This is a genomic window from Roseibium sp., assembly GCF_050301095.1.
GTDB lineage: Bacteria > Pseudomonadota > Alphaproteobacteria > Rhizobiales > Stappiaceae > Roseibium.
The window spans coordinates 1-22,943 of sequence record NZ_JBNKYW010000142.1; the positions used below are offsets into that span (position 1 = coordinate 1).

Here is a 22,943-nt window from a genome sequence, read left to right on the forward strand (position 1 = left end):
ACCTGCTCACCGGAACAAAATGAAAATGCGGCGTCAAGAAAAGGGGGAAGTCATGAAATTGCGTAAGGTTGGAACTGGATTGATCAGCGTGCTGGCGCTGGTTGCCGGAATGGGGATGGCGCAGGCAAAGAGCGACCTGACGCTTGCCATCACGCTGGAGCCTCCGCATCTGGACCCGACCAGCGCGGCTGCCGGTGCGATCGATTCCGTTCTTTATTCCAATGTCTTCGAAGGCCTGACTCGCTTCGGACCCGACGGGTCCGTCAATCCGGGGCTTGCCGAAAGCTGGACCATTTCCGACGACGGCAAGACCTATACCTTCAAGCTGCATTCCGGGGTGAAGTTTCATGACGGCACCGATCTGACCGCCGACGACGTCAAGTTCAGTCTCGACCGCGCGCGGGCCGACGACAGCCAGAACGCGCAGAAGGCGCTCTTTGCCGGTATCGAAAGTGTCGAGGTTGTCGACCCGCTGACGGTGAAGGTGACGCTCTCCGCTCCGAACGGCAGCTTCCTGTTCAACATGGCCTGGGGGGACGCGGTGATCGTGGCTCCCGAGTCCATCGCCGACATCAAGACCAATCCGGTCGGCACCGGCGCGTTCAAGTTCGCCGACTGGGTCCAGGGCGACAAGATCGATCTGGTAAAGAACCCCGATTACTGGGGCACGCCCGCCAAGCTCGATAAGGCGACCTTCAAGTTCATCTCCGACCCGACCGCCGCCTTTGCCGCCGTGATGGCCGAGGACGTCGATGCCTTCGCCCTTTTCCCGGCACCGGAGAACCTGCCGCAGTTCGAAGCCGATCCGCGCTTCCAGGTGCTGGTCGGTTCCACCGAAGGCGAGACGATCCTGTCCACCAACAACAAGATGCCGCCGCTCGACAACGTCAAGGTGCGAGAGGCGATTGCCCATGCCATCGACCGGCAGGCGATCATCGACGGCGCCATGTTCGGCTACGGCACGCCGATCGGCACCCATTTCGCGCCGCATAACCCGGACTATGTCGATCTGACCGGCAACAGCCAGTATGACCCGGACCTGTCGAAGAAGCTGCTGGCGGAAGCAGGCTTCCCGGACGGCTTCAAGACCACGCTGAAGCTGCCGCCGCCGTCTTACGCCCGCCGTGGCGGGGAGATCATCGCCGCCCAGCTCAGAGCGGTCGGCATCGAAACCGAGATCACCAACCTGGAATGGGCCCAGTGGCTGGAACAGGTCTTCAAGGGCAAGGACTTTGGCCTGACCATCGTCAGCCACACCGAACCGATGGACATCGGCATCTATGCCCGCCCGGACTATTACTTCCAGTATGACAATCCGGCCTTCAACAAGGTGATCGAGGACCTGACGGCGGAAAACGATCCGGAGAAGCGCTCCTCGCTGCTGAAGCAGGCGCAGGAGATCATCTCCAAGGACTACGTCAACGGCTATCTGTTCCAGCTCGCCTATCCGACGGTTGCCAACGCCAAGATCAAGGGGCTGTGGCTGAACCAGCCGACCCAGGCGAACGACCTGACGGCCGTTTCCTGGGAAGAGTAATCGCACTAACGATTGGGGCGTCCGCGACAAAAACGCGAACGCCCCGTCTCATCTCCTTGTTGTTCCTCTTATCCGGACCCGGGCTGCCCTCAGGCGCGTAATAGGCTCATGCTGCGGTATTTTCTGAAAAGATTGCTGTCCCTCGGACTGAGCCTGGTGGCTGCTTCCGTCGTGATTTTCCTGGCGCTGGAAGTGGTGCCCGGCGATCCGGCCGCCTATATGCTTGGCCTCAATGCCCAGGAGGATACGCTGGCGGCGCTGCGCAACGAGCTCGGCCTGAACGGGTCGATCTACGCGCGCTATCTCTCCTGGGCGGGCGGCATGCTGACCGGTGACTTCGGCATCTCCTACACCTACCGCACCCCGGTTGCGGAGATGATCGGCGAGCGTCTCTGGATTTCGCTGCCGCTGGCGCTCTACGCCCTGACCTTGAGCACGCTGATCGCGTTTCCCGCAGGCATCTGGGCGGCCTCAAGGCGCGGGTCCTATGCCGATGCCGGGGTCATGGGCGTCACCCAGCTCGGCGTCGCCATCCCTAATTTCTGGTTCGCCATGCTGATGGTGCTGGTATTTGCCATCAATCTGCGCTGGTTCTCCGCCGGTGGTTTTCCCGGTTGGGATGCCGGCTTCTTTACCGCCCTGAAAGCCCTGACCCTGCCGGCGATTGCGCTGGCCTTGCCTCAGGCCAGCATCCTGACCCGCGTCATGCGCTCCAGCCTGCTCGACACGCTCGGCGAGGATTTCATCCGCACGGCGCGCGCCAAGGGGCTGAACCGGGGGCAGGCGCTCTGGCGCCACGCGCTGCGCAATGCGCTGATCCCTGTGCTGACCATCATGGGTCTGCAGTTTTCCTTCCTGCTTGCGGGAGCGATCATCATCGAGAACGTCTTCTTCCTGCCCGGCCTCGGCCGCCTTGTGTTCCAGTCGATCAGCGCGCGCGACCTGATCGTTGTCGAGAGCGTCGTCATGCTGCTGGTCTTCGCGGTCATCGTGGTCAACTTCACGGTCGACATGGCCTATGCGCTGGTCGACCCGCGACTGAGGAGCCGGCGTTAGATGGGGTTCCTGTTCCACAGCCGGACGCTCATGCCGGGGGCCGTCCTCACGTTTCTCTTCGCCGCGGCCGCCGTCGTCAGCTTCGTTTGGGTGCCCTATGACACCACCGTTCTGGAGATCGCCAACCGGATGAAGCCGCCGAGCTGGCTGCATCCCTTCGGCACCGACCAGTTCGGCCGGGATATCCTGAGCATGATCATGGTGGGCGCACGCACGTCCATCGCCGTGGCGCTCGTTGCCGTCGGCATCGGCATGCTCGCCGGAGTGCCGCTCGGACTGGCCGCCGCCGCGAAGAAGGGCGGGTTCCTGGACGAGTTCATCATGCGGGCGAACGATCTGGTGTTCGCCTTTCCGAGCCTGCTTATTGCCGTGATGATCACCGCCGTTTTCGGTGCCTCGGCGCTGAACGCCATCATCGCCATCGGCATCTTCAACATACCGGTCTTCGCCCGCCTGACGCGCGGGGCGGCGCTGTCGCTGTGGAGTCGGGACTACATTCTGGCAGCCCGCGTTGCCGGCAAGGGACCGGCCCGGATATCGCTGGAACACATCCTGCCCAATGTCGCCAACCTGCTGATCGTCCAGGGCACGATCCAGTTCTCGCTCGGCATCCTGGCCGAAGCCGGTCTCTCCTACGTCGGCCTCGGTGCGCAGCCTCCGACTGCCAGCTGGGGCCGCATGCTGGCGGACAGCCAGACCATGATCTCGATCGCGCCGCATCTTGCCCTCTTCCCAGGGCTTGCCATCCTGTTGACCGTGCTCGGGCTCAACCTCATGGGCGACGGCCTGCGCGACCTTCTCGATCCGAAATTGCGGAGGGCGCGCACATGAGCCTTTTGCAGATCGAGAACCTGTCGCTTGCCATCCACGGGGTGCCGATCCTCAAAGGGGTATCGTTGGAGGTAACTCCGGGGCGGATCCTTGGCGTCATCGGGGAAAGCGGCTCCGGCAAGTCGATCACCGCTTTCAGCGCCATGCGGCTGCTGCCGAACGGGACGGACTGTTCCGGGCGGATCACCCTTGCCGGACAGGATATCCTGGCAAGGAGCGAAGCGGAGATGTGCGCCATTCGGGGGCGCGACGTCGGCATGGTGTTTCAGGAGCCGATGACGGCGCTCAATCCCTTGAAGACCATCGGGGCGCAGGTCGCCGAAACCATCCTGATCCACGAAAAGGTTTCAAAGGCGCAAGCGCTGGAGCGGGCCGCCGAGGCGCTGCGCCGGGCCGAGCTGCCACAAGACCGGTTCCCGCTGTCGCGTTATCCGCACGAGCTTTCCGGCGGCCAGCGTCAGCGGGTGGTGATCGCCATGGCAATTGCCCTTCGCCCGAAGCTGCTGATTGCCGACGAGCCGACGACGGCTCTCGATGTGACCACGCAGGCGCAGATCCTCAAGCTGCTCAAGCGGCTGGTGGTCGAGGACGGCATGGGCCTGATGCTGATCAGCCATGACCTTGCCGTCGTCGCCGACCTTGCCGACGACCTGGTCATCATGCGCAAGGGCGAAGTGGTGGAGGCCGGCCCCGCCAAAAGCCTCTTCCGCACCATGAAGCACCCCTATTCCAAAGCCCTTCTGGAGGCTTCCGGCCATGTGCCGGACCGGGCAGGGGAGGCCGCAGACATGTCTCTCCTGGAAGTGCGCAAGGTCGTCCGCGACTATGTCACCCATACGCACGGGTGGTGGGGCAAGACCGGCCACTACAGGGCGGTGAACGAGGTCAGTTTCGAGATCCGGAAGGGCGAAAGCCTGGGGCTCGTCGGCGAGTCCGGCTGCGGCAAGTCCACCCTGACCCGGGCGATACTGGGGCTTGAAGAGGTACAGGGCGGCGAGATCCTGTTTGACGGCCAGCCGGTCTTCACCCATCACCACGCCAACAAGGCGGTGCGGCGGCGCATGCAGGTGGTCTTCCAGGACCCCTACGGCAGCTTCAATCCGCGCTGGCGCGTCGACCGGCTCGTCACCGAACCGTTCCATTTGCTTGACAATCCGCCGAAAGGCGCGGAGCGGGACAACGCGGTGGCAGAGGCGCTGGAAAGCGTCGGCCTGACCGCGGACGACCGGTACAAATACATCCACGAGTTCAGTGGCGGCCAGCGTCAGCGCATCGCAATTGCCCGTGCGCTCATCATCAAGCCGGACCTGATCATTCTGGACGAGGCGGTGTCCGCGCTCGACGTTTCGGTGCGCGCGCAGGTGCTCGATCTGCTGGCAGCGCTCAGCGACCGCTTAGGCCTGACCTATCTGTTCATCAGCCACGACCTTTCCGTCGTCCGCTCGATCACCGACCGCGTGCTGGTCATGAAGGCGGGCGAAATCGTCGAAGAAGGCCCGACGGGCGCCGTCTTCGACGCGCCGAAACACGATTACACAAGACAATTGGTCGCCGCGGCGCCGGTCCTGCCGGCGGATGTGGTGGCATAGGGAGACGTTATGAGCCAGGACCTGAACCTTTGGTACGACCCGGAAAAATGCCTGATCGGCGGCAAGTGGGTCGAGTCGTCCAGCGGCGAGACCCTGCCGCTGCAGGACCCTTCCACCGGGGAACGTATCGGCTCGATTGCCCGTGGCAACGCGGATGACATCGAGGCCGCCGTTGCCGCTGCCGAGGCCGCGCGCGTGGGCGAGTGGGGCAGGCTGACGGCCGCCGAGCGCGGACGGCTGCTTTTCAAGATCGGCCAGAAGGTGCTGGAACGGGTCGAGGATCTTGCCAGGATCGAGGCGCTTGACGTCGGCAAGCCGTTGAAACAGGCCCGCGCCGATGCCATCGCGCTCGCGCGTTACCTGGAATTTTACGGCGGCTCCGCCGACAAGCTCCACGGCGAGACCATTCCCTATCTCGACGGTTATACGGTCTATACGCTTCGTGAACCGCACGGGGTGACCGGCCATATCGTGCCATGGAACTATCCGATGCAGATCATCGGCCGCTCGGTCGGGGCGGCGCTCGCGACCGGCAATGCCTGCGTCCTGAAACCCGCCGAAGACGCCTGCCTGACCGCGCTCGCCTTCGCCGACATCGCACGCGAAGCCGGTCTGCCGGATGGGGCGCTCAACGTGGTGCCGGGTCTCGGATCGGAAGCCGGCGCCGCACTCACCGCCCATCCGCGCGTCCACCACATCTCCTTTACCGGCTCGGTTGCGACCGGCGTGCATGTGCAAATGGCGGCGGCGAAGAATGTCGTGCCCGTCACTCTGGAACTTGGCGGCAAGTCGCCCCAGCTCGTCTTTGAGGATGCCGACCTCGACGCGGCCCTGCCGTTTCTGGTCAACGCCGGCATCCAGAACGCCGGTCAGACCTGCTCGGCGTCCTCGCGCATTCTCGTCCATCGCTCGCTGCACGATCAGGTGGTCGAGCGCATGGCGGCGCGCTACTCCGGCCTGCAGGTTGGACCGGCGCTTGCTGATCTCGATGTCGGGCCACTGATTTCTGCCAAGCAGAAGACGCTTGTTTCCGGTTTTCTGGACCAGGGGAAGGATCTTGAGATCGCCGCCGAAGGGGTTCTTCGCGAGGCGCCTGAGGGCGGCAACTACGTCAAGCCGACGCTCTTTACCGGCGTGACGCCGGAGCACGCGCTGGCGCGGGACGAGATCTTCGGACCGGTTCAGGTGGTCATTCCCTTCGAGGACGAAGCGGAAGCCGTCGCCATTGCCAACGGCACCGATTACGGCCTCGTTGCCAGTATCTGGAGCAGGGATGGCGCGCGGCAGATGCGGGTGGCCAAAAAGATCCGCACGGGTCAGGTCTTCATCAACAACTACGGTGCCGGCGGCGGCGTCGAACTGCCCTTCGGCGGCATGGGCAAATCCGGCCACGGTCGCGAGAAAGGCTTCGAGGCGCTCTACGGCTTCACGACATTGAAGACGGTCGCCGCCTATCACGGGTGAGGGCCTGGAATTGGTGCCGCCCCGACCCTGAGCCGGGGCCTCATCCGCGGCCGCAGCTCACGTCCCGCCTCAAGGCCGGGACGGCGATAGAAAGACAATTTTGGGGAGTGGGTTAGCGCCTCTGGCAAGCTCTCACTCCCACGACCTCATCCTGAGGAAGGCCGCAGGCCTGTCTCGAAGGATGGACGGCAGACTCCAGAGCAAGCGGCCCATCCTTCGAGACAGCGCATTTGCGCTTCCTCAGGATGAGGGTTTTGGGGATGGTTGCCCGACCTCAAGGACGAGTTGGATCAACCACCTCGATGACGATGGACAAGACTATTGAACGGGAGACAAACATGAGATTGCAGGGAAAAACGGCCATCGTCACGGGTGGCGCGTCGGGTTTCGGGGCGGGGATCGTGCGCAAGTTCGCCGCTGAGGGTGCCAAGGTGCTGATCGCGGATTTGAACATGGCGCTTGCCGAAGAGATCGCCGCCGAAGTGGACGGCATCGCAGTCAAGGTGGATGTCGCCTCCGACGAGAGTGTCAAGGCCCTTGCCGACACGGCGGCCTCGTCTCTCGGTAGCATTGATATTCTGGTCAACAATGCCGGCATCACCCATCTGCCGAAGCCGATGCAGGAGGTGACCGAGGACGAGTTCGACCGGGTGATGGCGGTCAACTGCAAGTCCGTCTATCTGACGGCCAAACATTTCGTGCCGACCATGACGGCGACCGGCAAGGGCGCCATCCTGAATGTGGCGTCCACCGCAGGCCTCAGCCCGCGTCCGAAGCTCAACTGGTACAATGCCTCCAAGGGCTGGATGATCACCGCGACAAAGACCATGGCGGTCGAGCTGGCACCTCAAGGCGTCCGCGTCAACGCCATCTGCCCGGTGGCGGGCGAAACGCCGCTTCTGAAAAGCTTCATGGGCGAGGACACGCCGGAAGTCCGCGCCAAGTTCCTGTCCACCATCCCGATCGGCCGCTTCTCGACGCCGGAAGACATGGGCAACGCCGCCTGTTTCCTGTGCTCCGACGAGGCAAGCATGGTCACGGGTGTTGCGATGGAAGTGGACGGCGGGCGCTGCATCTAAGGCCGCAGGAAATTGCACCGCCCTTATCGGTCATTGTAAGAATCCCTTGTGTTTGGTTCGTCAGGGAGACCGGAAATGGAGCGGGTCACAGGCGGGTGCCTTTGCGGCAAGGTTCGGATCGAGGCGAGGGGACACCCCTTTAGGGTTGGGGTCTGTCACTGCCTCGACTGCCGCAAGCACCATGGGGCGATCTTTCATGCCTCCGCGATCTTTCCGCAGGACGCCGTGACCATCGAAGGCGAAACCCGTGACTTCAAGGGGCGGCATTTCTGCCCCGCCTGCGGGTCGCCGGTTTTCGGGCGGACGGGGGACGAGGTCGAAGTGAACCTCGGCTCGCTCGATGCGCCCGACCGGTTCGTGCCCACCTATGAATTGTGGACCGTGCGGCGTGAAGCCTGGCTGCCGCCGTTTCCGGTCAGGAATCGCTACGAGCGCGACCGCGACGAAAGCAGCCGTTTCGAGGACTAGGGTCGCTCTGCATCGGCACGTCTTGCACTGCCAAATCAACATTTATCAAGCCGGAAATGGCCCCAAAGTTCGCCGGAGCCACCGCTTCGACGCATTATTTTTGAAATTAATTTCAGGCGGAAACAGCTGAAACAAAACGGTATTTTTACCGATGAAATGAATGCATTCAAAAAAATGAAACGTTTCATATTGACGTTGAGCGAGGGCCGTGCTTTCAATAATTAAACCTGATCACGCCCTTGGTGAGGCGTGGGAGGTGGAGCCTTTTCGGGAGGAAAATCATGAAGTTATTGAAAATCGCCGCCGCCGCGGCGACCGGTATCGCTTTGCTTGCCGGAACCGCACAGGCCGATGAAAAGCCTGTCGTCGGCCTCATCATGAAATCGCTGGCAAACGAGTTTTTCCAGAACATGATGACCGGGGCAGAAGCCCACGAGAAGAAGCGCGGCGACTACAAGCTGCTGGCCGTCGGCATGCAGAACGAAACCGACTTCGAAAGCCAGATCAACGCGGTCGAGAATTTCATCACGCAGGGCGTCGATGCCATCGTCGTCGCTCCGGCGGACTCGCGCGCCATGGTCCGGCCGCTGAAGAAGGCGATGGATGCCGGCATTGTCGTCGTCAACTTCGACGTTGCGCTCGACGAGGAAGCCAAGAAGCAACAGGGCGTGGAACTTGCCTTTGTCGGTCCGGACAACCGGGGCGGGGCGAAGCTTGCCGGCGACGCGCTCGGCAAGAAGCTCGGCGAAGGCGGCAAGGTCGTGATCATCGAAGGCAACCCGGGCGCGGATAATGCCAATCAGCGCCGCATGGGCTTTGAAGACTCGGTCGCCGAATTCAAGCTCGACCTGCTCGACAGCCGCACGGCCCATTGGGAAACGGAAGAAGCCAACTCCGTCTTCTCCACCATGCTAACTGCACATCCGGATGTTCAGGGTGTCATGGCGGCGAATGATTCCATGGCCATCGGTGTGGTCAAGGCGCTCGAAAACGCAGGCCGCACTGACATTCTCGTCGTCGGCTTCGACAATATCCCGGCTGTCGGTCCGATGATCGAGGATGGCCGCATGCTGGCAACCGTCGACCAGTTCGGCACAGATATGGCGGCCAATGCCATCGATCTTGCCCTTGAGGTTCTCGTCAGCGGTGAGCCGCTTGAAGGCTGGGTCAAGACGCCGATCGAGTTGGTGACCGCCAGGTAATCCGGTCTCCATCAGCCCCCATCCGGTCAGCCTTGGGATGGGGGCCCCTCTTTTTCAATCGACCATCCCACACGACAACGACTGGACGCATGATGGCAGCAGCATCGCTTTCCGCGGCGCCCGTAACCGTGCCGGCCGAGCCCTTCCTTTCCGTGGAAGGCCTGAAAAAACATTTCGGGGGCGTCAGGGCGCTCGACGGGGTCAGCTTTTCACTGGATCGGGGGGAAGTTCACGCCCTGGTCGGCGAGAACGGCGCGGGCAAATCCACCCTCATCAAGATCCTTTCCGGCGTCTTTGCCCATGATGGCGGCACCATTCGCCTGGAGGGGAACGACTACCGGCCGTCAACTCCGCACCAGGCAAAGGAAAACGGCATTCAGGTGGTTCACCAGGAATTCAACCTGCTGGATCAGCTCTCCATCGCGGAGAACATTTCCATCGAGCACATGCCCCGGACGCGCGTCGGATTGCTCGACCGGCAGGAAATGAACCTGAGAGCGCGCCGGGCACTCGATGCGATCGGCCTGGCGGACATCGATGTCAAGGCGCCGGTCGGCTCGCTCGGCATTGCCCACAAGCAGCTCGTCGAAATCGCAAGGGCCCTGCAGTCGAAAAGCCGGATCCTCATCCTGGACGAGCCGACCGCGACCTTGACGGAAAGGGAAACACGGCGCCTGTTCGACATCGTTCGCGGTATCAAGGCGGAAGGCGTGACCGTCGTCTTCGTATCGCATCATCTGGAGGAAGTTTTTGCCCTTTGTGACCGGGTCACCGTGTTCCGGAACGGCAAGACCATCGCAACGGATCTGATTTCGCAGACGACACCTGATGGCGTGGTGCAAAGGATGGTCGGCCGCGAGCTCGCGGCGGAAATGACGCAGGAGATCCCGGCCCATTCCCGCGGAGAGGTCGCGCTGCGTATCGACAATATGCTGACAACGGCAAATCCACGAGACACGGGTGTCTCCCTTGACCTCCACTATGGCGAGATCGTCGGTATTGCCGGTCTTGTCGGCGCCGGGCGCACGGAAATTCTGCGCGGAATATTCGGCATCGATCCCGTCCGGGCCGGACGCATCTTTCGCGGCGGCAGGGAAGTCCGTTTCAGCGGCCCCCGTGATGCGATTGCGGAAGGTATCGGCTTCGTCACGGAAAACCGCAAGGACGAAGGCCTGATCCTGGACATGGCCATTGCCGCCAATGTGTCCCTGGCCAACATGGGCGCCGTGTCGAAGTCGGGCCTCCTGCAATTTTCCGCCGAAACCCGCCAGGCAAAGGCAAGCGGGGCGAGGCTGAAGCTCAAGTACGGCAGGACCGCCGATCCGGCATCGAGCCTGTCAGGCGGAAACCAGCAGAAGGTGGTGCTGGCCAAGTGGCTGGCGCGCAACCCGAAGATCCTGCTGCTGGACGAACCGACGCGCGGTGTCGATGTCGGCGCGAAGGCGGAGATCTACTCCATCCTGAAGGACCTGGCGCGGGAAGGGGTGGCTCTCCTGGTGGTCTCCTCCGAAATTCCCGAACTCATGACCCTGGCGGACCGCATTCTCGTGCTCGCCGGTCACGAGATCCAGGGGGAACTTCAGCGCGCGGACTTCTCTGAAGAAAACATCCTCAAACTGGCTTACGGGCAGACGCAGCCTTCCGGAGCAACGAAACCATGACAACAGAGACCCTTACCGAAGCAGCGCAGCACACGCCAAAAATCTCGCTGCGCGGCATTCTGCACAATGCCGGGATCGGCCTTGCCCTTCTGGTGCTCATCCTGTTTTTCTCGGTCTTTACCGAACACTTCCTGACCGCCAACAACATCACCAACATCCTGACCCAAATCACCATCAACCTGGTGCTCGCGGTCGGCATGACCTTCGTCATCCTGATCGGCGGCATTGATCTGTCGGTGGGTTCGGTGATGGCCTTTGCGGCGGTCGTCGCCGGCAAGGCCATCACGCTGCCTGGCTTCGGACCGGCGGAGGCCATAGCGCTTGCGGTCGTCGCGGCGACACTGACCGGCGTTGTCTGCGGTCTCTTCAACGGTGTCGTCAGTGCCTACTGGTCGCTGCCGTCCTTCATCATTACGCTCGGCATGCTCAACATTGCCCGGGGTGCGGCACTACAGGTATCCGAGGCCCAGACGATCTATTCGTTCCCCTTTGCGTTCGAGGAATTCGGATCGGCCATGGTCTACGGCGTGCCGGTGGTGTTCCTGGTTGCGCTGCTGCTGGTGCTGATCGCCTGGTTCGTGCTGAATTTCACCGTATTCGGCCGCCTGATCTACGGCATCGGCAACAATGAGGAAGCCGTCCGGCTCGCGGGGCACTCCGTCTTCCGCTACAAGGTCGCCGCCTTCACAATCTGCGGACTGACCGCCGGCATCGCCGCCATCGTCTATATGGCCCGGCTCAACATCTCCAGCCCCATTGCCGGGATCGGCTTCGAGCTGAATGCCATCGCCGCCGTCATCATCGGTGGAACCAGCCTCAGCGGTGGCCGCGGCTCGGTCATCGGCACGCTTCTCGGGGCCTTCATCATCGGTGTTCTGGCAAACGGCCTGATCCTGATCGGCTTGAGCGATTTCATGCGCCAGATGATTACCGGCGTCGTGATCGTCGTTGCCGTCGTTCTGGACTACTACCGGGCAAGGTACACGGCACGATGAAACGCACCGCACTCCTGAACCGTCACCTCAGCCAGCTGGTTGCTTCCCTGGGGCATCTGGACGAGATCGTTCTCGCGGACGCAGGCCTGCCCGTGCCGGACGGGGTCAGGGTGATCGACCTTGCGGTCTCTGCCGGTATTCCGGGTTTCCGGGACGTTCTTCACGCACTGCGCTCCGAACTCGTCATTGAGGGAGCGGTCTGGGCGGAAGAAGCGCGGCCTGATGTGGCTGCCATGATGCGGAAAGAAATCGAGATCTGGGCGCTGGAGACGAATTGCGACGTTGCCGTCTCGACCCTGTCCCATGCCCGCTTCAAGCAGCGTTCCGCGGCCGCGCGGGCCATCATCCGCACCGGCGAGACAACGCCTTATGCCAATATCATTCTGATCAGCGGAGTTGCGTTTTGAAGTCCGTCATCGTTATCGGCAGCATCAATATCGACCTGACCAGCTACCTGGATCGCTGGCCCCGGATCGGGGAGACGATCGCGGTGCGCGAAACAATCCGGTCCCTTGGTGGCAAGGGGGCAAACCAGGCCGTCGCGGCAGCGCGTCTTGGGGCTGACGTCACCTTGATTGGCGCCATTGGCGGCGATGCGTTTGGTCTGGAAGCCGCGGAAGAGTTGCGCAGGCAGAACGTCAAACCGGAACTTGCCGAGATCGGCGAAGCTTCGACGGGCATGGCCTTTATCGACGTCGGCCCTGAGGGCGGCAACGTGATCCGGCTGTCGAGCGGTGCCAATGGCTTCCTCACGGCTGCCCGTGTCCTCTTCAGCGCGCGGTCCATCTCGGCAAGCGGGGCGGTGTTGCTGCAAAACGAAGTCGGCTTGCCTGCCTCCTTCGAGGCCGCCCGGCTGGCGCGGAACGCGGGCGTGCCCGTCATCATGGATCCGGCTCCCGCGCCGGAAACGCCCTGGACCCCGGAGATCTATTCCGCATTCGATATCCTGACGCCCAATGCCCATGAAGCCGGTGCCATTCTCGGGCAGGTGCCGTCAAACCTGAACGAGGGCGTCGAAGCGGCGCGGTCGTTGCAGTCGCTCGGATTGCGCGGGGCAATCGTCACGATGGGGGAACTTGGTGTCGCCTGGGCCTTCGACGGCACGCGCGGCAAGCTGCCCGCGCCGGACGTGAACAGTATCGATACGGTTGCCGCCGGCGATTGTTTCAACGGTGCCCTCGCATCACGAATGGTTCGGGGGGATCACTTTGAAGATGCAGTCCGATTCGCTGTCCGTGCCGCTGCAATTACCACCACCCGGAAGGGGGCCTCGTTGTCTTTGCCGACCCTTCAGGAAATGGAGAACTTCGCACACCCCGTTTCAGCTTGAGGAAATCGGCTGCTTGATCCGGTTGGCCAACAATGGTTCAAGTGCGGCACTCACCGGAGCCGCCGCGCCCTGCCGGAGGTCGAGTCGCTGCTCCGTTTTTCTGAAACCGGTCAGCTTTGCTGATCTGGAGCGTGTTGGGTCGGGCCGCTGGTCCTGCGTCAGGATGCTTCGCGAGGAGACACGCCGGAAATGCCAACGATCAAAGACGTCGCCAGGAAGGCCGGTGTGTCCGTTGGTACCGTGTCCCGCGTGCTTGCAAAGAACGAAACCGTCAAGCATCCGCTGAAACTGCGGGTTCAGGCGGCCATGGAAGAGCTCGACTACAAGCCGAATCTGGCAGCGCGTGCCCTGCGCACCAACAGTATCGACGTGATCGGGCTGCTCGTTCCGGACATCACCAATCCGTTCTTTGCCCAGTTGGCGAAGAACATAGAGATGGAAGCCGCCAAGCGCGGACATTCCGTGATGCTCGCCAATTCCCATGACGATCCGGAAACGGAGCGGTTGCAACTGTCCGCGCTTCTCGACCGGGCGGTTTGCGGGATCATCGTCGTTGCGACTTCGGACGGCAGTGAGACCAAGCCCACGGACGTCCCGATCGTCTCCCTTGACCGGCGTTTCGGCAGCTATCCGCTTCTTGCCACCGATCATTTCGACGGGTCGCAAAAGATTGCCGACCATCTTTATAGCCTCGGCCACAGGCGGATTGCCTATATTGCCGGTCCCCAGACGATGGAAGTCGCCCGCCAGCGGCGGGAGGGGTTCGTATCGCGGATGGAAGCGCTTTCCAATGCTCAGGATCCTATCGGGCTGACCGTGGTCGAAGGACAGTTCGACTATGATTCGGGTGAGGAAATTGGCCGATCTCTTCTCGCCGGCAGGCCGGCGGACAAAAGGCCGACGGCAATCGCGGCAGCCAGCGATCAGCAGGCCATTGGTGTGTTGCGCAGTGCGCGCGACCTGAAAATCGCGGTCCCGGTGGAGCTTTCCGTTACCGGCTTCGACGACATTACTCTGGCCTCGCTCGTCGTGCCGCGCCTGACAACGGTTCGCCAGCCGATCGAAAGCCTTGCCGCTTCGGCGGTCTCACGCATTTTCAAAGACGATACCACTGCGGCCGACGAGGCCATTGCGGGTGAAATCGTGGTCCGCGAGTCGACCGCCCCTGCCTGACGGACATCCCGCCTCAGGCGAATAGAACCTGCCTTTGCGGTGAAAAACAACTGGCCCGTCAGACGGAGCCGGAGACGGTCCTACGCGCCGCTTTCGCAATGCAGACTTCCTGGAAATTCCTCCCAAGACGCACGGAAATCTCCGGATGGGTTTTGTGAATCAAGAATAAAGCCTTTTAAAAACAATAATTTATTTTGATTTTTTGAATCTTGAAAACATTGTCAGACAAAGTATTTACATTGTCAGACAAAGTGGTATCGTACATCGGCAGACACGGAGGTCGATGGCGGTCCATGGTGGAAAGTCCAAATCGGAAAGAGCCGGAAGCGGAGCAGGAAGATGCCCCGCGGGATGTACCGCACGCTCTCATCAAGCTGATCGAGGAGGAGGGGCTGCAGGTCGGTGACCGCTTGCCGCCGGAACTGGAACTGGTCCAGCGTCTGGGCTTTGGCCGTTCGACCATCCGCGAAACCCTGAAGACCTGGGAAAGCATGGGGGTTGTCAGCCGCAACAAGGGAGCCGGGACAAGGCTCACTGCGGAGGTGTCCCGCTCCACCACCCGTGTCGCATTGACCATCAAGCATGAAGCCGAAAGCCTGCTGCGCATGCAGCAGGTGCGCCGGCCGCTGGAAATCGAGGCGGTTCGCTTCGCCACGCGCCTGGCGACGCCCGAGCAGCGCAAGCTCATCAATGCCAGGGCGGCCGAGCTGATCGCTGTTTATGAGGCAGGGGAAGACTGGCGGCCGGCCGACCACCGCTTCCACAGGGCGGTGCACGAGGCGACCGGAAATCTCCTGTTCGAACAGATCATCGATCAGATCCTGAAGTGCTTTCACGACATTTACGAAACGCCGTTTGGCAAGCCCCATCTAGGCCAGGCGACCATCCCGCTGCACCGTCCGCTCGCGGACGCGATCATCGCGGGCGATGAAGAAAAAGCTGAAGAACTCACCGGAAAAATCATCGACATGGTCTGCGCAGAAACCCAACAAATCTCTGAGGAATATAATGGCTGACGTCACGCCGGATCCCTTTTCGATCGACACTTTGCTGGCTGCCGCGTCTACCGAATTCGGCGGCTCGGTAACGCCGCCGATCGTGCAGACGTCTCTCTTCACCTTCGACAGCTATCAGGCCTTTGCCGACCGGATGGCCGGCCGTTCGAACGATCCGCTTTATACCCGCGTGCAGAACCCGACCGTTGCCGCTTTTGAAAAGCTGGTTGCCGCGGCCGAGGAGGGTGAGGCGGCCGTCGGCTTTGCCTCCGGGATGGCCGCCATCTCTTCCACTATCCTGGCCTTCGTCCGGCCTGGTGACCGCATTGCCTGCGTCGAACATGTCTATCCGGATGCCTTTCGCCTGTTTGAGCGGATGATCCGCCCGTTCGGTATCGACGTGACCTATCACTCCGTCGAGGCGTTCGAGAACGATCCGGATCTCCTGAAGGGCGTAAAGCTCGCTTATCTTGAAAGCCCGAATTCGGTCGTTTTCGAGACCATGGATCTTGCCAGGGTCGCCGAAAACGCAAGGCGACACGGAACCTTGACGGCGATCGACAATTCCTGGGCGACCCCCGTGTTCCAGCGTCCGCTGACGCTCGGCATCGATATTGTCATCCATTCGGCCTCCAAGTACCTGTCCGGCCATTCGGACACGGTGGCCGGTGTCGTTGTTTCAAGCAATGCACTGATCGAAGTTATCCGTGACCTGACCCTGCCGCTTCTCGGCGGAAAGCTGGCGCCCTTCGAGGCATTCCTGCTGACACGGGGCCTGCGCACGCTGACCGCCCGCATGCGCCAGCATCAGGAAACCGCCAATTTCTTTGTCGACAGGCTATCCGCGCACCCGCATGTGGTGCGTGTCAATTCGCCGGGTCCGAACATGGCGCCGGGCCTGACCGGAAGGTCGGGCCTCCTGTCCGTCGAATTCAGCGAAGCCGTCGACATTCCTCGCCTTGCCGACTGCCTGAACCTGTTCCGGCTGGGCGTGAGCTGGGGCGGATTTGAAAGCCTGATCCTGCCGACGCGGATCGCACTCGGGCAGGCGGGCGAACAGAATTCCCTGCAACGTTTTGGCGTTTCCGAAAGAGCGGTGCGCCTGAGCCTGGGTCTTGAAGACCCGAACGACCTTTGGGCCGATTTCGATGCGGCCCTCAGCGCAAGCATCCGGCCATAACGGCTGCTTGCAGAACCAAACCGAAAGAAGAGTGGAGGAGACTATGAGGGGATTGATAGGAGCCATCAGCGCGGTGGCGCTGCTCGCGGGATCGGCGGCACATGCCGAGACCCTGAAGCTTGTGGAAGTCATCACCAGCCCCGAGCGGACCAAGGTGCTGCAGCAGCAGGTTGACGCTTTCGAGGCGGCCAACCCGGGAACGGAAGTCGAGATCGTCTCGCTGCCCTGGGGCCAGGCCTTTGAAAAATTCGCCACCATGGTCGCCGGTGGCGATATTCCCGACGTGGTGGAAATGCCGGACCGCTGGGCCGGTATCTACAAGGACAAGCTGGTCGATCTGAACGGCCACATCGCTGATTGGGAATACGGCAAGACGCTGACCCAGAAGACCCTGGACATGGGCCGCCAGACCGACGGCAAGACCGCCCGGATGCTGCCTTACGGCTTCTATCTGCGCGCCATGTTCTACAACAAGAAGCTCCTGCAGGAAGCCGGTGTCGAACAGCCGCCGAAGACCATGGAAGAGTTCATGGCAGCCTCCAAGGCAGTGTCTCAGCTTGACGGCAAATACGGTTACTGCCTGCGTGGCGGTCCGGGTGGCCTGAACGGCTGGATCATGATGGCCGCGACCATGAACGGCAACAACACCTTCTTCGACGAGGACGGCAAGAGCACGCTCAACCAGCCGGGTTCCGTAGAAGGCATCCAGTTCCTGATCGACATGTACCAGAAGGGTTATGCCCCGAAGGACTCCGTCAGCTGGGGCTTCAATGAAATCGTTGCCGGTTTCTATTCGGGTACCTGCGCGTTCCTCGACCAGGATCCGGATGCGTTGATCGCCGTTGCCGAGCGTATGGATGCCGAGGACTTCGCCGTTGTGCCGATGCCGGTCGGACCGTCCGGCAAGGCTTTCCCGACCATCGGTTTCGCCGGCTGGGCGATGTTCGACAGCACCAAGAACGAAGACCTTTCCTGGAAGCTGATCGCGCATCTGTCGAGCCCGGAAGCCAACAAGGACTGGGCGAAACGCGTCGGTGTCATTCCGATCCACGAAGGCGCGGAGCAGGATCCGTACTTCAAGACCGAACAGTTCAAGGGCTGGTTCGACACCCTGAACGGCGATCAGTACATCCCGACGGTGATGCCGACCTACCTCGAGCAATTCGGCTATTTCGCCGATTCCATCGCGCTTGAATCCAGCCAGGAAGCCTTGCTTGGCCAGGTGAGCGCACAGGACGTGGCCAATCAGTGGGCCGAGTTCCTGACGGATGAATATGCCCGCTGGAAAGCCGCACAATGACCGCCATCGAAACCACTGCGCCCGGGACTTCCCGGGCGCGGCCCTCCTTTTACTTCCGCTACATGGTGGAGCCCTATCTCTACCTGTCGCCCGCGATCGTGCTGATCGCGCTGGTGATGCTGGTTCCGCTGGTGATCGGCATTTCCTATGCGTTCCAGTCGGTCAACCTGCTGCGTCCCTTCAATTCGGGATGGATCGGTTTCGACAATTTCGCGGCGCTCTGGAACGACCGCAAGTTCTGGCTGGCGCTGACGAACACCTTCTGGTGGACGCTCGGATCCATCTTCTTCCAGTTCTTCCTCGGGCTTGGCCTCGCGCTTCTGCTCAACACGCAGTTCCATGGCAAGCGGCTGGTCCAGGCGCTGGTGTTTCTGCCATGGGCCGTGCCGACCTTCCTGTCCGCGCTGACCTGGGCCTGGCTCTTCAACCCGACCATCGGTCCGCTGCCCCACTGGCTGGCGGCGCTGGGCATCCTGTCCGAACCCTACAATATCCTGGGCGATCCGAACCTTGCCATGTGGGGGCCGGTCGTTGCCAATGTCTGGTTCGGCATTCCGTTTTTCGCCATCACCCTGCTGGCCGCCCTGCAGTCGATCCCGTCCGAGCTTTATGAAGCCGCGGAAATCGACGGTGCCACGGCCTGGCAGACGTTCACCAAGATCACGCTGCCGTTCCTGGCGCCGATGATCGCCATCACGGTCATGCTGAGGACGATCTGGATCGCGAACTTCGCCGATCTCATCTTCGTCATGACGGGCGGTGGCCCCGCCAATTCGACACAGATCCTGTCGACTTACATCTTCACAACCGCTTTCCGGAAACTCGACTTCGGCTATGCCTCCGCAATCGCGGTGGCGCTGCTTGGACTGCTGCTGATCTATGCGGCGATCCTGCTCGTGTTGCGCCGGAAACTGGTCAAGATCTGAGGTGTGTCATGAGTGCGCTTCGTAATAGCCCGCCTTTGGCCGTCACCGGCAAATACCTGGCCCTCGGCCTCTATGTGGCCTTCGCTCTGTTCCCGCTCTACTGGCTGGCGAAGATCGCCATCACGCCGGACAAGATGATTTTCTCCGAAGGCACCGCGCTGTTCCCGAGCAAGGTCACCTTCGAGAACTTCAAGACCGTTCTGGTGGCGACGGATTTCCTTGCCTATTTCAAGAACAGCCTGATCGTGTCGCTGGGAACGGCGGCGATCACTACCTGTGTCGCCGCGGCGGCGGGGTATGCCTTTTCCCGCTTCGATTTCCACGGCAAGCGGCTGGTGATCGCCCTGATGCTGATCACCCAGATGTTCCCGCTGCTGATGATCATTGCGCCGATTTACAAGATCGTTGCCGCTGTCGGCCTGCTCAACTCGCTGACCAGCCTGATCATCGTCTACACGGCCTTCAACATCCCATTCGCCACCTTCCTGATGCAGTCCTTCTTCGACGGCATCCCGAAGGATCTTGAAGAGGCCGGCATGATCGACGGCTGCACCCGGTTCCAGGCGCTCCGGCAGATCATCCTGCCGCTGACCTTGCCCGGCCTCGGCGCGACGCTCGGCTTCATCTTCACCGCGGCCTGGAGCGAACTGCTGTTCGCACTGATGCTGATCAATTCCAACGACACGATGACTTTCCCGGTCGGCCTTCTGACGTTCGTCTCGAAGTTCTCCGTCGACTGGGGGCAGATGATGGCCGCCGGAGTCCTGGCGCTCGTGCCGTCCTGTCTCTTCTTCATCTTCATCCAGCGGTATCTGGTCCAGGGGCTGACCTCTGGTGCCGTCAAAGGGTAGGAACTTCGTAATATGGCACGCATCGAGTTGCAAAACATCGCCAAGGCTTACGGGTCCGTGGAGGTCATGCGCGACATTAACCTGACGATCGAGGACGGTGAGTTCATCGTCCTGGTCGGACCGTCCGGCTGCGGAAAGTCGACGCTTCTGCGTATGATCGCCGGTCTGGAGCCGATCACCGGCGGCGATTTCACCATCGACGGCCGGCGCATGAACGATGTGCCGCCGCGGGACCGGGACATGGCGATGGTCTTTCAGTCCTACGCGCTCTATCCGCATATGGACGTTTCCCGGAACATGGGTTTCTCGATGGAAATCCGCAAGGCGCCGGAAGGCGAGCGCACCAGCAAGGTGCAGGAAGCTGCCAAGACGCTCGGCCTGACCAAGCTGACCGGCCGTCTGCCGAGACAGCTGTCCGGTGGCCAGCGCCAGCGTGTGGCGATGGGCCGGGCGATTGTCCGCGACCCGAGCGCCTTCCTCTTCGATGAGCCGCTGTCCAACCTCGATGCGGCGCTTCGTGTGGAAATGCGCCTTGAAATCGCCCGGCTGCATCAGCGTCTGAAGTCCACGATGATCTATGTGACCCACGATCAGGTCGAGGCCTTGACACTCGCCGATCGCATCGTGGTTCTCAACGCCGGCGATATCCAGCAGGTCGGAACGCCCCTGGACCTCTATGAACGTCCGTCCAACAAGTTCGTCGCCCAGTTCATCGGCTCGCCGACCATGAACATCCTCGAGGTCGACCAGACGGAAGGCGGTATTCGCCTGAAGGACGGTTCGGTGCTGCAACTGGACGTGAGCGGAAGCCGGCAGCAGGCCAGCGAACTCGGCGTGCGGCCGGAACATCTTCACATCGTCTCAACCGGCGAGGCACATATGTCCGGCACCGCGGAGCTCGTCGAACACCTGGGGTCGGACACGAATATTCACGCGAGCGTTCCCGGTATCGGACCGGTGCTCGTCCGACAGCACGGCCACTTCCCGCTGAAAGCGGGTGAGAGTGTCGGGATCGCCGTGGATCTGGAAAAGGCCCATCTTTTTGGCCCGGACGGCCGCCGCCTGGCAGCCTGAGGAGAGCAAAAGCGCCACCCATCGCTCTGCCTGGCCACTGAAGTCCTCCCGGACAGGCAGAGCAAGAGCCGGGACCGGAGTGCAAAAGGTTCTGACCTGAGCGTTACCCTCATGTCAGGACCACTCCGGTCCCGGATCTTTTTTGACGGACTTTTGTGTGTGCCCACACTTCTCTGATCTGTCATCCCGGTTCGACGCGCCAGCGGCAAGGCTGCGATCCGGTACTCCAGGGCGCCGGCGGTAGATAGTTAACTGCCCGAACGGATTGCTGGATCCCTGCCTGCGCAGGGATGACAACGGTTTGAGGGCACCAGGGCCAGGAAAGCCGTCAGCCGAAATCAATCCAGCGCCGGAAAGACCGCCGTCTTCTTCACCGTGCCGTAGACGAAACTCGTGTCGATTGAGGCGATGCCGCCGATCGGGTGGATGCGGTTGCGGATGAAGGTCTCATAGGCTTCAAGATCCGAGACGACCACGCGCAGCTGATAGTCCATGGCGCCAGTCAGGACATGGCATTCCAGCACTTCCTCGATCGTCTGCATCCGGCTTTCAAACCGGCGGACATCCTCTTCGTTGTGCCGCTCCAGCCGGATGCGGACGAAGACGGTGATCGGCAGGCCGTAGGCGGCCGCATCCACGTCCACCGCGAAGCCGCGGATGGCCCCGGAGCTTTCCAGATTGCGCAGGCGTCGCAGGCACGGCGAGGGCGACAGGTTGACGGCCTCGGCAAGGTCCTGGTTGGTCATGCGGCCGTCCCGTTGCAGGGCGCGGATGATCTGGCGGTCTTTGTTGTCCATCAGTGTCTCGATTGGCAGATTCTGCTAATTTGTTATTTATCACTGACAGATTTTGAAATCTATCACCCTGTAAATTAGATCATATTGCTCCCAATGACATTTGGGAGATAGCCATGAACACGTACAAGGGTTTTGCCAGCCGCGCCATCCATCACGCTTATGAGCCTCTGGAGAATGAAAATTCGCTGACGCCACCGCTGCACCTGTCATCGACCTTCGTGTTCGAGACGGCGGAAGCGGGCGGGGAGATGTTCGCGGGCGAGCGGGCAGGCCATATCTACAGCCGCATCTCCAACCCGACGCTCGATCTTCTGGAACAGCGGATCGCTGATCTGGAAGGGGCCGAAGCCGGCCTTGCGCTTTCCTCCGGCATGGGCGCGATCACCGCGACGCTCTGGACCCTGGTTGCCCCCGGTGACGAGATCATCGTCGACGAAACGCTCTACGGCTGCACATTTGCCTTCATGCGCCACGGCCTCACCAAGTTCGGCATCAAGATCACCCATGTCGACATGACCGACCCGGAAAACCTGCGCGGCGCCATCTCCGACAAGACCCGTGTGGTCTATTTCGAGACCCCGGCCAACCCGAACATGCGCCTCGTCGACATAAGGCATGTTGCCGAAATCGCACATGAGGCCGGAGCAACCGTGATCGTCGACAACACCTATGCGACGCCTTACCTGACCCGTCCGATTGAACTCGGTGCCGATATCGTCCTGCACTCGGCGACCAAATATCTCGGCGGTCACGGCGACGTCGTTGCCGGTCTCGTAGCGGGACGCGCCGAACAGATCCAGGAAATCCGCCTCGTCGGCATGAAGGACATGACCGGCGCCGTCATGGCGCCGTTCAATGCGCTTCTGATCCTGCGTGGCCTGAAGACCCTGGCATTGCGCATGGACCGTCACTGCTCTTCCGCCCTGAAGGTTGCTGAATGGCTGGAAGCACATCCCGCCGTCTCGAAGGTCTATTATCCGGGGCTGGAAAGCTTTGAGCAGCACGAGCTTGCCAGGAAGCAGATGGCTCAGCCCGGCGGCATGATCGCCTTTGAACTGAAAGGCGGGCTGGAAGCGGGCGTTTCCATGATGAACGCCCTGAAGATGATCCAGCGGGCGGTGTCCCTGGGCGATGCGGAAACCCTCATCCAGCACCCGGCTTCGATGACCCACTCGACCTACACGCCGGAAGAACGCGCCGCTCATGGCATCAGCGACGGTCTGGTGCGCCTGTCCGTCGGTCTTGAGGATCTCGACGACATTCTGGAAGACATGGCGCAGGCCATGCCGCAGAAGCCGGTGGCGGTTGCCGCCTGATTTCAGGCTCTCGACAATCCGCTAGCCTGATCCTGAGGCGCCTGACACCCCCTCCCACCTCATCCTGAGGAGCCGCGTCAGCGGCGTCTCGAAGGATGGGCGGCACGCTCCGGAGCAAG

General features: G+C 61.7%; 21 protein-coding genes. 20 read left to right on the top strand and 1 reads right to left on the bottom strand.

Annotated elements, in window-relative coordinates:
- The first annotated feature begins 52 nt into the window (after positions 1–52).
- From ACQY7U_RS13230 to ACQY7U_RS13320, 19 genes are all read left to right on the top strand, one after another.
- Positions 53–1,537, top strand: coding sequence for an ABC transporter substrate-binding protein (locus ACQY7U_RS13230; RefSeq protein WP_428645152.1), 1,485 nt, complete (start codon positions 53–55; stop codon positions 1,535–1,537).
- Positions 1,538–1,645: 108 nt separating this feature from the next.
- Positions 1,646–2,593 carry an ABC transporter permease gene (locus ACQY7U_RS13235; RefSeq protein ID WP_428645154.1) on the top strand — a complete coding sequence of 316 codons (948 nt, stop codon included), beginning with the start codon at positions 1,646–1,648 and terminating at the stop codon, positions 2,591–2,593.
- Positions 2,594–3,424 carry an ABC transporter permease gene (locus ACQY7U_RS13240; protein WP_428645156.1) on the top strand — a complete coding sequence of 277 codons (831 nt, stop codon included), beginning with the start codon at positions 2,594–2,596 and terminating at the stop codon, positions 3,422–3,424.
- Complete coding sequence (locus ACQY7U_RS13245; RefSeq protein WP_428645158.1) at positions 3,421–5,013, top strand: ABC transporter ATP-binding protein; 1,593 nt, start codon at positions 3,421–3,423, stop codon at positions 5,011–5,013. The genes ACQY7U_RS13240 and ACQY7U_RS13245 overlap by 4 nt, the downstream gene beginning before the upstream one ends.
- Positions 5,014–5,022: 9 nt before the next feature.
- The gene (locus tag ACQY7U_RS13250) at positions 5,023–6,477 is read left to right on the top strand and encodes an aldehyde dehydrogenase family protein (RefSeq protein WP_428645160.1); all 1,455 of its coding nucleotides are present in this window, start codon (positions 5,023–5,025) and stop codon (positions 6,475–6,477) included.
- Positions 6,478–6,815: 338 nt separating this feature from the next.
- On the top strand, positions 6,816–7,556 hold the full coding sequence (locus tag ACQY7U_RS13255) for an SDR family oxidoreductase (protein WP_428645162.1): 741 nt from the start codon (positions 6,816–6,818) through the stop codon (positions 7,554–7,556).
- 75 nt (positions 7,557–7,631) lie between these two features.
- Positions 7,632–8,024, top strand: coding sequence for a GFA family protein (locus ACQY7U_RS13260; RefSeq protein ID WP_428645164.1), 393 nt, complete (start codon positions 7,632–7,634; stop codon positions 8,022–8,024).
- Between the two features lie 281 nt (positions 8,025–8,305).
- Positions 8,306–9,226: a sugar ABC transporter substrate-binding protein gene (locus ACQY7U_RS13265; RefSeq protein ID WP_428645166.1), complete on the top strand. Its 921-nt coding sequence runs from the start codon at positions 8,306–8,308 to the stop codon at positions 9,224–9,226.
- A gap of 92 nt (positions 9,227–9,318) precedes the next feature.
- Positions 9,319–10,887, top strand: coding sequence for a sugar ABC transporter ATP-binding protein (locus ACQY7U_RS13270; RefSeq protein ID WP_428645167.1), 1,569 nt, complete (start codon positions 9,319–9,321; stop codon positions 10,885–10,887).
- Positions 10,884–11,882, top strand: coding sequence for an ABC transporter permease (locus ACQY7U_RS13275; RefSeq protein WP_428645169.1), 999 nt, complete (start codon positions 10,884–10,886; stop codon positions 11,880–11,882). Before ACQY7U_RS13270 ends, ACQY7U_RS13275 begins: the two co-directional genes overlap by 4 nt.
- Positions 11,879–12,289, top strand: a complete 411-nt coding sequence (gene rbsD / locus ACQY7U_RS13280; protein ID WP_428645171.1) for a D-ribose pyranase — start codon at positions 11,879–11,881, stop codon at positions 12,287–12,289. The genes ACQY7U_RS13275 and rbsD overlap by 4 nt, the downstream gene beginning before the upstream one ends.
- Positions 12,286–13,212 carry a ribokinase gene (locus ACQY7U_RS13285; protein WP_428645173.1) on the top strand — a complete coding sequence of 309 codons (927 nt, stop codon included), beginning with the start codon at positions 12,286–12,288 and terminating at the stop codon, positions 13,210–13,212. Before rbsD ends, ACQY7U_RS13285 begins: the two co-directional genes overlap by 4 nt.
- A gap of 189 nt (positions 13,213–13,401) precedes the next feature.
- The gene (locus ACQY7U_RS13290) at positions 13,402–14,385 is read left to right on the top strand and encodes a LacI family DNA-binding transcriptional regulator (RefSeq protein ID WP_428645175.1); all 984 of its coding nucleotides are present in this window, start codon (positions 13,402–13,404) and stop codon (positions 14,383–14,385) included.
- Between the two features lie 293 nt (positions 14,386–14,678).
- Positions 14,679–15,401 carry a FadR/GntR family transcriptional regulator gene (locus ACQY7U_RS13295; protein WP_428645177.1) on the top strand — a complete coding sequence of 241 codons (723 nt, stop codon included), beginning with the start codon at positions 14,679–14,681 and terminating at the stop codon, positions 15,399–15,401.
- Positions 15,394–16,560 carry an aminotransferase class I/II-fold pyridoxal phosphate-dependent enzyme gene (locus tag ACQY7U_RS13300; RefSeq protein ID WP_428645179.1) on the top strand — a complete coding sequence of 389 codons (1,167 nt, stop codon included), beginning with the start codon at positions 15,394–15,396 and terminating at the stop codon, positions 16,558–16,560. Before ACQY7U_RS13295 ends, ACQY7U_RS13300 begins: the two co-directional genes overlap by 8 nt.
- A gap of 43 nt (positions 16,561–16,603) precedes the next feature.
- Positions 16,604–17,860, top strand: coding sequence for an ABC transporter substrate-binding protein (locus ACQY7U_RS13305; RefSeq protein WP_428645181.1), 1,257 nt, complete (start codon positions 16,604–16,606; stop codon positions 17,858–17,860).
- Positions 17,857–18,786 carry a carbohydrate ABC transporter permease gene (locus ACQY7U_RS13310; RefSeq protein WP_428645183.1) on the top strand — a complete coding sequence of 310 codons (930 nt, stop codon included), beginning with the start codon at positions 17,857–17,859 and terminating at the stop codon, positions 18,784–18,786. Before ACQY7U_RS13305 ends, ACQY7U_RS13310 begins: the two co-directional genes overlap by 4 nt.
- An 8-nt stretch (positions 18,787–18,794) precedes the next feature.
- Positions 18,795–19,637 (top strand): carbohydrate ABC transporter permease, encoded by an 843-nt coding sequence (locus ACQY7U_RS13315; protein ID WP_428645185.1) that lies wholly within the window; start codon positions 18,795–18,797, stop codon positions 19,635–19,637.
- A 12-nt stretch (positions 19,638–19,649) separates the two neighbouring features.
- Positions 19,650–20,711: an ABC transporter ATP-binding protein gene (locus ACQY7U_RS13320; RefSeq protein WP_428645187.1), complete on the top strand. Its 1,062-nt coding sequence runs from the start codon at positions 19,650–19,652 to the stop codon at positions 20,709–20,711.
- Between the two features lie 338 nt (positions 20,712–21,049).
- Here the strand turns inward: ACQY7U_RS13320 and ACQY7U_RS13325 are convergent, their stop codons facing one another.
- Positions 21,050–21,508 (bottom strand): Lrp/AsnC family transcriptional regulator, encoded by a 459-nt coding sequence (locus tag ACQY7U_RS13325; protein WP_428645189.1) that lies wholly within the window; start codon positions 21,506–21,508, stop codon positions 21,050–21,052.
- A gap of 113 nt (positions 21,509–21,621) precedes the next feature.
- Here ACQY7U_RS13325 and ACQY7U_RS13330 point away from each other — a divergent pair, with 113 nt between their 5' ends.
- Positions 21,622–22,824 carry a methionine gamma-lyase gene (locus tag ACQY7U_RS13330; RefSeq protein ID WP_428645191.1) on the top strand — a complete coding sequence of 401 codons (1,203 nt, stop codon included), beginning with the start codon at positions 21,622–21,624 and terminating at the stop codon, positions 22,822–22,824.
- The last annotated feature ends 119 nt before the right edge of the window (positions 22,825–22,943 follow it).

Coding starts and splice junctions, on each gene's coding strand:
- ACQY7U_RS13230 (WP_428645152.1), top strand. CDS start 53: ATGAAATTGCGTAAGGTTGGAACTGGATTGATCAGCGTGCTGGCGCTG.
- ACQY7U_RS13235 (WP_428645154.1), top strand. CDS start 1,646: ATGCTGCGGTATTTTCTGAAAAGATTGCTGTCCCTCGGACTGAGCCTG.
- ACQY7U_RS13240 (WP_428645156.1), top strand. CDS start 2,594: ATGGGGTTCCTGTTCCACAGCCGGACGCTCATGCCGGGGGCCGTCCTC.
- ACQY7U_RS13245 (WP_428645158.1), top strand. CDS start 3,421: ATGAGCCTTTTGCAGATCGAGAACCTGTCGCTTGCCATCCACGGGGTG.
- ACQY7U_RS13250 (WP_428645160.1), top strand. CDS start 5,023: ATGAGCCAGGACCTGAACCTTTGGTACGACCCGGAAAAATGCCTGATC.
- ACQY7U_RS13255 (WP_428645162.1), top strand. CDS start 6,816: ATGAGATTGCAGGGAAAAACGGCCATCGTCACGGGTGGCGCGTCGGGT.
- ACQY7U_RS13260 (WP_428645164.1), top strand. CDS start 7,632: ATGGAGCGGGTCACAGGCGGGTGCCTTTGCGGCAAGGTTCGGATCGAG.
- ACQY7U_RS13265 (WP_428645166.1), top strand. CDS start 8,306: ATGAAGTTATTGAAAATCGCCGCCGCCGCGGCGACCGGTATCGCTTTG.
- ACQY7U_RS13270 (WP_428645167.1), top strand. CDS start 9,319: ATGGCAGCAGCATCGCTTTCCGCGGCGCCCGTAACCGTGCCGGCCGAG.
- ACQY7U_RS13275 (WP_428645169.1), top strand. CDS start 10,884: ATGACAACAGAGACCCTTACCGAAGCAGCGCAGCACACGCCAAAAATC.
- rbsD (WP_428645171.1), top strand. CDS start 11,879: ATGAAACGCACCGCACTCCTGAACCGTCACCTCAGCCAGCTGGTTGCT.
- ACQY7U_RS13290 (WP_428645175.1), top strand. CDS start 13,402: ATGCCAACGATCAAAGACGTCGCCAGGAAGGCCGGTGTGTCCGTTGGT.
- ACQY7U_RS13295 (WP_428645177.1), top strand. CDS start 14,679: ATGGTGGAAAGTCCAAATCGGAAAGAGCCGGAAGCGGAGCAGGAAGAT.
- ACQY7U_RS13300 (WP_428645179.1), top strand. CDS start 15,394: ATGGCTGACGTCACGCCGGATCCCTTTTCGATCGACACTTTGCTGGCT.
- ACQY7U_RS13305 (WP_428645181.1), top strand. CDS start 16,604: ATGAGGGGATTGATAGGAGCCATCAGCGCGGTGGCGCTGCTCGCGGGA.
- ACQY7U_RS13310 (WP_428645183.1), top strand. CDS start 17,857: ATGACCGCCATCGAAACCACTGCGCCCGGGACTTCCCGGGCGCGGCCC.
- ACQY7U_RS13315 (WP_428645185.1), top strand. CDS start 18,795: ATGAGTGCGCTTCGTAATAGCCCGCCTTTGGCCGTCACCGGCAAATAC.
- ACQY7U_RS13320 (WP_428645187.1), top strand. CDS start 19,650: ATGGCACGCATCGAGTTGCAAAACATCGCCAAGGCTTACGGGTCCGTG.
- ACQY7U_RS13325 (WP_428645189.1), bottom strand. CDS start 21,508: ATGGACAACAAAGACCGCCAGATCATCCGCGCCCTGCAACGGGACGGC.
- ACQY7U_RS13330 (WP_428645191.1), top strand. CDS start 21,622: ATGAACACGTACAAGGGTTTTGCCAGCCGCGCCATCCATCACGCTTAT.